General features: G+C 70.3%; 7 protein-coding genes and 1 pseudogene. 2 read left to right on the forward strand and 6 right to left on the reverse strand.

The annotated features are described in order from the left end of the window. The 5 genes from proX to ACIY1X_RS21985 all read right to left on the reverse strand — a co-directional run. The coding region (gene proX / locus ACIY1X_RS21965; protein WP_399684710.1) for a glycine betaine/L-proline ABC transporter substrate-binding protein ProX at nucleotides 1–926 on the reverse strand (926 nt) is incomplete at its 3' end. Between the two features lie 41 nt (nucleotides 927–967). Next, nucleotides 968–2191 carry a glycine betaine/L-proline ABC transporter permease ProW gene (proW, locus tag ACIY1X_RS21970; protein ID WP_399684713.1) on the reverse strand — a complete coding sequence of 408 codons (1224 nt, stop codon included), beginning with the start codon at nucleotides 2189–2191 and terminating at the stop codon, nucleotides 968–970. Nucleotides 2192–2217: 26 nt separating this feature from the next. Further along, entirely contained in the window at nucleotides 2218–3417 is a 1200-nt protein-coding gene (proV, locus tag ACIY1X_RS21975; protein ID WP_399684716.1) for a glycine betaine/L-proline ABC transporter ATP-binding protein ProV, read from the reverse strand. Nucleotides 3418–3851: 434 nt separating this feature from the next. Then, nucleotides 3852–4829: a tetratricopeptide repeat protein gene (locus tag ACIY1X_RS21980; RefSeq protein WP_399684719.1), complete on the reverse strand. Its 978-nt coding sequence runs from the start codon at nucleotides 4827–4829 to the stop codon at nucleotides 3852–3854. A gap of 11 nt (nucleotides 4830–4840) precedes the next feature. Next, nucleotides 4841–5455 carry a TIGR00645 family protein gene (locus ACIY1X_RS21985; RefSeq protein ID WP_038204451.1) on the reverse strand — a complete coding sequence of 205 codons (615 nt, stop codon included), beginning with the start codon at nucleotides 5453–5455 and terminating at the stop codon, nucleotides 4841–4843. A 167-nt stretch (nucleotides 5456–5622) separates the two neighbouring features. Between ACIY1X_RS21985 and acs the strand changes: the two genes are divergently transcribed. Together acs and ACIY1X_RS21995 are read left to right on the forward strand one after the other, a co-directional pair. Then, on the forward strand, nucleotides 5623–7620 hold the full coding sequence (gene acs / locus ACIY1X_RS21990; protein WP_399684722.1) for an acetate--CoA ligase: 1998 nt from the start codon (nucleotides 5623–5625) through the stop codon (nucleotides 7618–7620). A 101-nt stretch (nucleotides 7621–7721) separates the two neighbouring features. Further along, nucleotides 7722–8249 (forward strand): LapA family protein, encoded by a 528-nt coding sequence (locus ACIY1X_RS21995; protein WP_399684724.1) that lies wholly within the window; start codon nucleotides 7722–7724, stop codon nucleotides 8247–8249. 21 nt (nucleotides 8250–8270) lie between these two features. Here the strand turns inward: ACIY1X_RS21995 and ACIY1X_RS22000 are convergent. Next, nucleotides 8271–8458, reverse strand: a pseudogene (locus ACIY1X_RS22000) (twin-arginine translocation pathway signal protein); the annotation flags it as partial.

Here is an 8458-nt window from a genome sequence, read left to right on the forward strand (position 1 = left end):
GGCTTGTTCTCGCCGTCGCGCATGCGCAGGTTCTGCGCGTTGATGTCGCCCACCGGGAGCTGCATCACCTCGAACAGCTTCGCGGCGGCCGGGTTCTTCTCGGCGAAGGCCTTGTTCGCCACGATGCGCTGGGTGTTGGCGACGAAGCCGTAGTTCTTGCCGTTGGCCAGCTTGGTGTCGATCTTGGCCTGCTCGCCGGGCAGGGCGGAGAAGGGCACCTGCAGCCAGGCCACTTCCTGGCCGGGGCGCAGCACGCCGCTCACCCAGTAGGGCGTCCAGGTGTAGTAGAGGATCGGCCTGCCCTGCTTGAAGCGCGTGATGGTGTCGGCCATCAGCGCCGCATAGCTGCCCTGCACGTGCCGGACGCTGTCGCGCAGCTTGTAGGCGTCGAGCTGGTGCTCGATCACCGCCTCGCAGCCCCAGCCGGGGTTGCAGCCCGTCAGGTCGGCCTTGCCGTCGCCGTCGGCGTCGAAGAGCTTGGCGATCTTCGGGTCGGCGAGCTGGTCGATGCTGGTGATGCCGTGCTCGTCGGCGGTCTTCTTGTCGATCAGGTAGCCCTGCACCGCGCCGGTCGAGTACCTGCCGGTGCGCGAGAGCTTGGCGTCGCCGCCGGCGTTCTTGTAGAAGTCGGCGTGCAGCGGGTCCCAGTGGTCGGCCATGAAGGTGGCGTCGCCGTTGGCGATGGCGATGTGGGCCGTCGGGTACTCCACCTCGCGGATGGGCTGCACGTCGTAGCCGAGCTTCTCCAGCGCGCGCGAGACCAGCAGCGTCTGGAAGGTCTCCTCGGCGATCGAGCTTTGCAGCGGCTGCACCCGGATGCCCTTGCCGGGCAGGGCCTGTGCGGTGGCGGCGGCGCTGCCGGCGGCCAGTAGGCCGGCGGCGAGGAGGGCGCGCCAGCGGGCGAGGGGAGAGGACGGGATCGTCATGCGGTGGCTCCTTTGGGTGTTGTTGCGGGAGAAGCAGGGGCTCAGTGCGTGCGGGCGGCGAGGACCGGCTGCGCTTCGGCGTTCGGCGTGGAAGCCGCGTCGGCAGTGGCCTGCCGCTTCGGCTGCATGAGCCGCCAGGCGAGGCCGACCGGCCCGGCCTGCCACCAGTGGCGCGCGCCGCGGCGCGGCTGGCCCATGGCCTGGGTGATGCGGTCCAGCGTGATGGCCAGCAGCACGATGCCCAGGCCGCCGATGGTGGCCAGGCCCATGTCCAGGCGGCCGATGCCGCGCAGCACCATCTGGCCCAGGCCGCCCACGGCGATCATGGAGGCGATCACCACCATCGACAGCGACAGCATCAGCGCCTGGTTGATGCCGGCCATGATCGAGGGCATCGCCAGCGGCAGCTGCACCTTGGCCAGCAGTTGCCAGGGCGAGGCGCCGTACGAGCGCGCGGCTTCCACCAGGTCGGGCCGCACCTGGCGGATGCCCAGCGTGGTCAGCCGCACCAGCGGCGGCAGCGCGAAGACGATGGTGACGATGACGCCCGGCACGTTGCCGATGCCGAACAGCATCACCACCGGCACCAGGTAGACGAAGGCGGGCGTGGTCTGCATCGCGTCGAGCAGCGGGCGCACGATGCGCTGGGCGCGCTCGCTGGCGGCCAGGCCGATGCCCAGCGGCAGCCCGATCAGGACGCAGAAGGCCAGCGAGGTCAGCACCAGCGAGAGCGTGGTCATGGCCTCGGGCCAGATGCCCAGCAGCGCCACCAGCAGCAGCGAGACCACGGCGCCGATCGCCACCGCGCGCCCGGCGCACTGCCAGGCGACGAGGCCCAGCAGGGCCAGCATCACCGGCGCGGGCACCGCCAGCAGCGCGTGCTCCACGCCGCCGAGCGTGGCGTCGATGGGGCCGCGCACGGTCTGGAAGAAGGGGCGGAAGTGCTCCACCGTCCAGGCCAGGCCGCCGTTGATCCAGTCGTGCACCGGCAGGCTGCCGTCCCACAGCTGGGAGAGCTGGAACCCGCCGGCGGTGTCGAGCGCGCCGGGATCGGGGGTGGCGGCGGCCGCGGTGCCGTCCAGCCAGCCGGCGTCGCCGCCGCCCTCGGCGATGGCGGCCCACGGGTCGTCGTCCGCCGCGGGCGCGGGGCTCGCCGGCGCGGCGCCGACGGCCGCCCAGGGGTCGTCGGCGGCCGGCGCGCCGGGGTTCACCAGGCCGTCGAGCGCGGTGCGGTCGGTGGTGCTCGGAAGGGTGTTGTCGTCCATCTTTTCTGTCCTCCAGAGGTGTGGGTTCAACCGGTGTTGCGGTCCATGAAGCGCAGCAGCGTGGTCTTGCTGATGGCGCCGACGTAGCGGCCGCCTTCGTCCACCACCGGCAGCGGCCAGGGCGACTGCGCCACCTGGCCGAACAGCTCGTTCACGGGGTGGATCGCGGCCACCGTGCGCACGTCGGGCAGGAAGGCGTGGTGCAGGCCCAGCGAGCCCTCGTGGTCCTTCAGCGCGGTGCGCAGCGACTCGGCCGAGACCAGGCCGAGGAACTGCTGGCGCGTGTCGACCACGAAGCCGAACTCGCGGTCCTGGCTCTCCAGCATCGACAGCGTGGAGCGCGCGCCGCGGCTGGGCGTTTCGGCCACCACCACCTGTGTACGCCGCGCGATGTCGCCGGCCTTGAACACGGCCGCCGCATCGACGCCGCGCACGAAGTTGCGCACGTAGTCGTCGGCCGGGTTGCGCAGGATCTCCTCGGGTGTGCCCACCTGCACCACCTGGCCGTCCTTCATGATGGCGATGCGGTCGCCGATGCGCATCGCCTCGTCCAGGTCGTGCGAGATGAAGACGATGGTGCGCCGCTTGACCTGCTGCAGCCGCAGCAGTTCGCTCTGCATGTCGGTGCGGATGATCGGGTCGAGCGCGGAGAAGGCCTCGTCCATCAGCAGGATGGACGGGTCCGAGGCCAGCGCGCGGGCCAGGCCCACGCGCTGCTGCATGCCGCCGGAAAGTTCGTCGGGATAGCTGTCGCCCCAGCCGGCCAGGCCGACCTGCGCCAGCGCCTCGTCGGCCTGCGCCAGGCGGGCCGCCTTGTCCACGCCGGCCAGCTCCAGGCCGAAGGCGGTGTTGTCGCGCACCGTCATGTGCGGCAGCAGCGCGAAGGACTGGAACACCATGCTGATGTCCTTGCGGCGCAGGGCGCGCAGCTCGGCGTCGGACAGCCTGAAGATGTCGCGCCCGTCGACGACGACGCGTCCGGCGCTGGGCTCGATCAGCCGGTTGAGCAGGCGCACCAGGGTGGACTTGCCCGAGCCGGACAGGCCCATGATGACGAAGATCTCGCCGGCCTTGATGTCGAAGTGCGCGTCGAAGACGCCGATGGATTGCCCGGTGCGGGCGAGGATCTCCTGCTTGGACAGGCCCTCGCGCACCAGCGCGAGCGCGGCCTCCGGGTCGTCGCCGAAGACCTTGAACACGTGGTCGATCTGGATGTCTTTTGCCATGGCGGCAGGCCTCCTTGGGTAAGGGTGGGCTTGGCAATGGCCGCCTGGAAAAAAAGAAGCGTGCAGGCGACCGCGGACCGCAGCCGCAAGGCAGGCACTGAAGACGACGAGATGCGACGCAGCCAGCGCCCGTCACGCACAGCGGGGGCCGTTCGGCGGGCCTGGTCGAGGGGGCCGAGCGGAGCAGTGCGACGCGGCGTCGGGGTGGCTGGCAGCGCCAGCCGCCGCCGGCCAGGGGCCGGCGCAGGGATCTGGCGCCGCGACGGGATGCAGGAACGATCCGCGAGTAGCGCGCAGAGCGCCGGCGGAAAGCCCGCCGGCTGTGGAAAAGACCTCTATTGTAGTCGACTTTGTCCGGATGAAATCCGGATGTTCCCGAATTCAGCCGCGTTCTGTGGCCATGTCACCGGGATGTGGATGGATCAGCCGGCAATTCACTGGGGCCGCTTGCGCGAGGCCGATCGCGCGGCCGCCAGCCGCTCGATGCGGTCGACCACCCAGTCGACGGTGCGGTCCGTCCAGGCGTCGACGCGCTCGCCCAGCGTGGGCGTGGGAGCCTTGTCCAGTTCCAGCTGCGCGATGAGTTCGCGCGCCTTGTCGCTGCCTTGCGCGGCTGCCAGGCGCAGCCAGCGCTCGGCTTCCAGCAGGTCGGGCGCGGGGCCGTCGTGGCGCAGGTGCAGGCGGGCCGCCTGCAGTTGCGCTTCGAGCAGGCCGGCCTCGGCGGCGCGCCGGTACAGGTCCAGCGCGGCGCCCAGGTCGGGGGCGGCGGCCTCGCCGTGCGTCAGGCGCTGGGCACGGATGCACAGGGCCTCGGGTGAATCCTCGGACGGCTGGCTGGGCGCGGGCATCTCCGGCGGCCAGGGCTCGCCGGCGCGCGGCGGCAGGGGCGCCCTGGCCCGTTCGGCGTCGCGCAGGGCCTCGGGCCACCAGGCGGCGGCTGCCGCCTGCAGCCCCTGCGGCGTCGCGCCGGGCACGCCGAACAGCCGCTCGCACAGGGCCGCCAGGGGCAGGAAGAGCAGGGCGCCGTCGGCATTCCGCGCATCGCCGAAGCGCGCGCTCAGCGCGGCATGGAAGGGGTGGGCCGGCAGCGGCGGTTGCGGTGCCAGCGCCGCGGCCTGCGCCGGCAGCAGCCACTGCGGGGCGCACTCCACCGCCCGGCCGATCACCTCGCCGGCATAGAAGGCCAGCAGGTACAGCAGCTGGCGCTGCGCCGCGTCGGCCAGGAAGTCCGCCTCCTGCGGGCGGCGCGCGCTGCGCACGGCGTCCAGGAAGATGTCGATGCGCCCCAGGCTGGCCGGGGAATAGTCGAGCCGGCAGCGGCGCAGCAGGGGCTCGAAGGGCAGGCCGCCCTCGGAGGGCAGGCCGCGCTCCCACCGGGCAAGGCTCGACTGTGCGGCGGCGCCCGGGGTCACGGCCTGGCCTTTCAGTGCCTGTCTTCCGGGCCGGACATCAGCCGGTCGGTGTACGCGATGGCCATCGCCGAGAGCAGGAACACCGCATGGATCACCGTCTGCGCGATCAGCACCTTGTCGGTGTAGTTCTCGGCGTTGATGAAGGTCTTGAGCAGGTGGATGGAGCTGATGCCGATGATCGACATCGCCAGCTTGACCTTGAGCACCGAGGCATTGACGTGGCTGAGCCACTCGGGCTGGTCGCGGTGGCCCTCGAGGTTCATGCGGCTGACGAAGGTCTCGTAGCCGCCGACGATCACCATGATGAGCAGGTTGGAGATCATCACCACGTCGATCAGCGCCAGCACCACCAGCATGATGACCGTCTCGTTGAGCGTGGTGATGGGCGCCGTGGTCTTGTAGCCGATGCTGGTGATCAGCGCCTGCAGGGCCTTCTCGCTGCCGAAGGCGGCCTCGACCAGGTGCGTCAGCTCGATCAGGAAGTGCACCACGTACACCGCCTGGGCCACGATCAGCCCCAGGTACAGCGGCAGTTGCAGCCAGCGGCTGGCGAAGATCAGGCTGGGCAGTGGGCGCAGGGGCGAGCCCTTGGGCGGGTTCATGTCGGAAGGATCGGGCAGGGACATCGCGGCGAGGGTGTCGTCGGGGGAGGCGGATTCTAGAAGCCCGCGGGGCCGCGCCTTCGCCCCGATGCACCCCTGCGCGGGCAGGACTACCATCGTCCGCGTCAGTGCTTCGTAAGAGTGGCGCCGCACAGTCCGTCCCGACAACTGCCTAGAAGGAGACACCAGTCATGAGCAGCAGCTCGTCCGCGATCGAATCCGTCCTCGTCGAGAACCGCGTCTTCGAACCCGACGCCCGTGCGCGCGAAGGTGCGCGCATCGCGGGCATGGACGCCTACCAGGCGCTGTGCGACGAGGCGGCGAAGGACTTCGAGGGCTTCTGGGCCCGCCGCGCCCGCGAGCAGCTGCAGTGGACCAAGCCCTTCACGAAGACGCTGGATGAATCCAACGCGCCCTTCTACCAGTGGTTCGCCGACGGCGAACTCAACGCCAGCGCCAACTGCCTGGACCGCCACGTCGGCACGCCGGTCGAGAACAAGACCGCGATCATCTTCGAGGCCGACGACGGCACCGTCACCCACGTCACCTACAAGGAACTGCTGGCGCGCGTGGGGCAGTTCGCCAACGCGCTGAAGGCGCAGGGCATCGCCAAGGGCGACCGCGTGGTCATCTACATGCCGATGGGCGTGGAGGGGGTGGTGGCCATGCAGGCCTGCGCGCGCATCGGCGCCACGCACAGCGTGGTGTTCGGCGGCTTCTCGGCCAAGGCGCTGCAGGAGCGCATCATCGACGCTGGCGCGGTGGCCGTGATCACCGCCAACTTCCAGTTGCGCGGCGGCAAGGAGATGCCGCTGAAGGCCATCGTCGACGACGCCGTGGCGATGGGCGGCTGCGACACGCTGAAGACCGTGCTGGTCTACGAGCGCACGGCCTCGGCGTGGAACCGCGTCGAGGGCCGCGACAAGACCTTCGCCGAGGTGCTGGCCGGCCAGAGCAGCGAATGCGCGCCGGTGCCGGTGGGCGCGGAGCATCCGCTGTTCATCCTCTACACCTCCGGTTCCACCGGCAAGCCCAAGGGCGTGCAGCACGCCACCGGCGGCTACCTGCTGTGGGCGCGGCTGTCGATGCAGTGGTCCTTCGACATCCGCCCCGAGGACGTCTTCTGGTGCACCGCCGACATCGGCTGGGTGACCGGCCACTCCTACATCGTCTACGGGCCGCTGGCCGCCGGCGTGACGCAGGTGGTGTTCGAGGGCGTGCCCACGTATCCCCATGCCGGCCGCTTCTGGCAGATGATCGAGCGCCACAAGGTCTCGGTGTTCTACACCGCGCCCACGGCGATCCGCTCGCTCATCAAGGCCTCCGACTCCGACGCCAAGGTGCACCCGAAGAACTGGGACCTGACCAGCCTGCGCATCCTCGGCTCGGTCGGCGAGCCGATCAATCCCGAGGCGTGGATGTGGTACTACCGGAACGTCGGCGGCGAGCGCTGCCCGATCGTCGACACCTGGTGGCAGACCGAGACCGGCGGCCACGTGATCAACCCGCTGCCGGGCGCCACGCCGCTGGTGCCGGGCTCGTGCACGCTGCCGCTGCCGGGCATGCAGGCCGCCATCGTCGACGAGACCGGCCACGACATGCCCAACGGCTCGGGCGGCATGCTGGTCATCAAGCGGCCGTGGCCCTCGATGATCCGCACCATCTGGAACGACCCGGAGCGCTTCAAGAAGAGCTATTTCCCCGAAGAGATGGGCGGCAGGATCTACCTCGCCGGCGACGGTGCCGTGCGCGACGCGAAGACCGGCTACTTCCGCATCACCGGGCGCATCGACGACGTGCTCAACGTCAGCGGGCACCGCCTGGGCACGATGGAGATCGAGTCGGCCCTGGTCGCCAAGACCGACCTGGTGGCCGAGGCCGCGGTGGTGGGGCGCCCCGACGACCTGACCGGCGAGGCGATCTGCGCCTTCGTGGTACTCAAGCGCGGCCGGCCCACGGGGGAGGAGGCCAAGCAGATCGCCAACGAGCTGCGCAACTGGGTGGCCAAGGAGATCGGCCCGATCGCCAAGCCCAAGGACATCCGCTTCGGCGACAACCTGCCCAAGACGCGCAGCGGCAAGATCATGCGGCGCCTCTTGCGCTCCATCGCCAAGGGCGAGGCGATCACGCAGGACACCAGTACCTTGGAAAACCCCGCGATCCTCGATCAATTGGCCGAGACGAACTGACGCTGCCCTGCCGGCTTGCGACGGCCCGCGCCACCGGACTACAGGGGCGCGGGCCGTCCTGCGTTACAAACGGCGGAGTTGAAAACTAGGAGAGGTTCACCATGGGATTGCGCACAGGCATCCTTCTCGTCGTCGTTCTGCTCATCGCCGCGCTGGCCGCGCTCAACTGGGGCACGCTGGCCACGCCGACGATGATGTCCGTCGGCTTCATGCAGGTCACGGCCCCGCTGGGGCTGATCATGCTGGGGCTGACGGTGCTGCTGGGCTTGTTCTTCCTGATCTACGTACTGTGGCTGCAGAGCAGCGTGCTGATGGACGCGCGGCGCCACAGCAAGGAGATGCAGGCGCAGCGCGACCTGGCCGACAAGGCCGAGGCGTCCCGCTTCACCGAGCTGCGCAACTTCCTGGCGGCGCAGGAGAACGAGCACATGGCTCGCAACGGCGAGCGCCACGCCGCGCTGCTGGCGCGCATCGAGCAGCTGGATGATGCGCTGCGCCAGCGCGCCGAGCAGATGGACAACACCGTGGCGGCGCACATCGGCCAACTGGAAGACCGGCTGGATCGCAGGGTGCAGCAACAGCCGCTGCCGCCGGCATCGGCGCCGGCCGGCGAAGTCGTCGGCCCCTGAGCGCGCCCGGAAGCCTGCGCGTCAGCGCTGCGGCATGTCCTTGTAGGAGTAGCCCAGGCTGACGGTGGCGTCCTCCGGGATGGGCGGCATAGTGTCGTTCCAGTCCTCCCAGGCTTGGCGCATGGCCGCCAGCCGCCCGGGCTCCTTGCCGGCTTGGTTGGCCCGCTCGCGCTCGTCGGCCTCGATGTCGAACAGGTAGTCGTTGCCGT

The sequence above is a fragment of the Xenophilus sp. genome, assembly GCF_044462705.1.
Classification (GTDB): domain Bacteria; phylum Pseudomonadota; class Gammaproteobacteria; order Burkholderiales; family Burkholderiaceae_C; genus Xenophilus; species Xenophilus azovorans.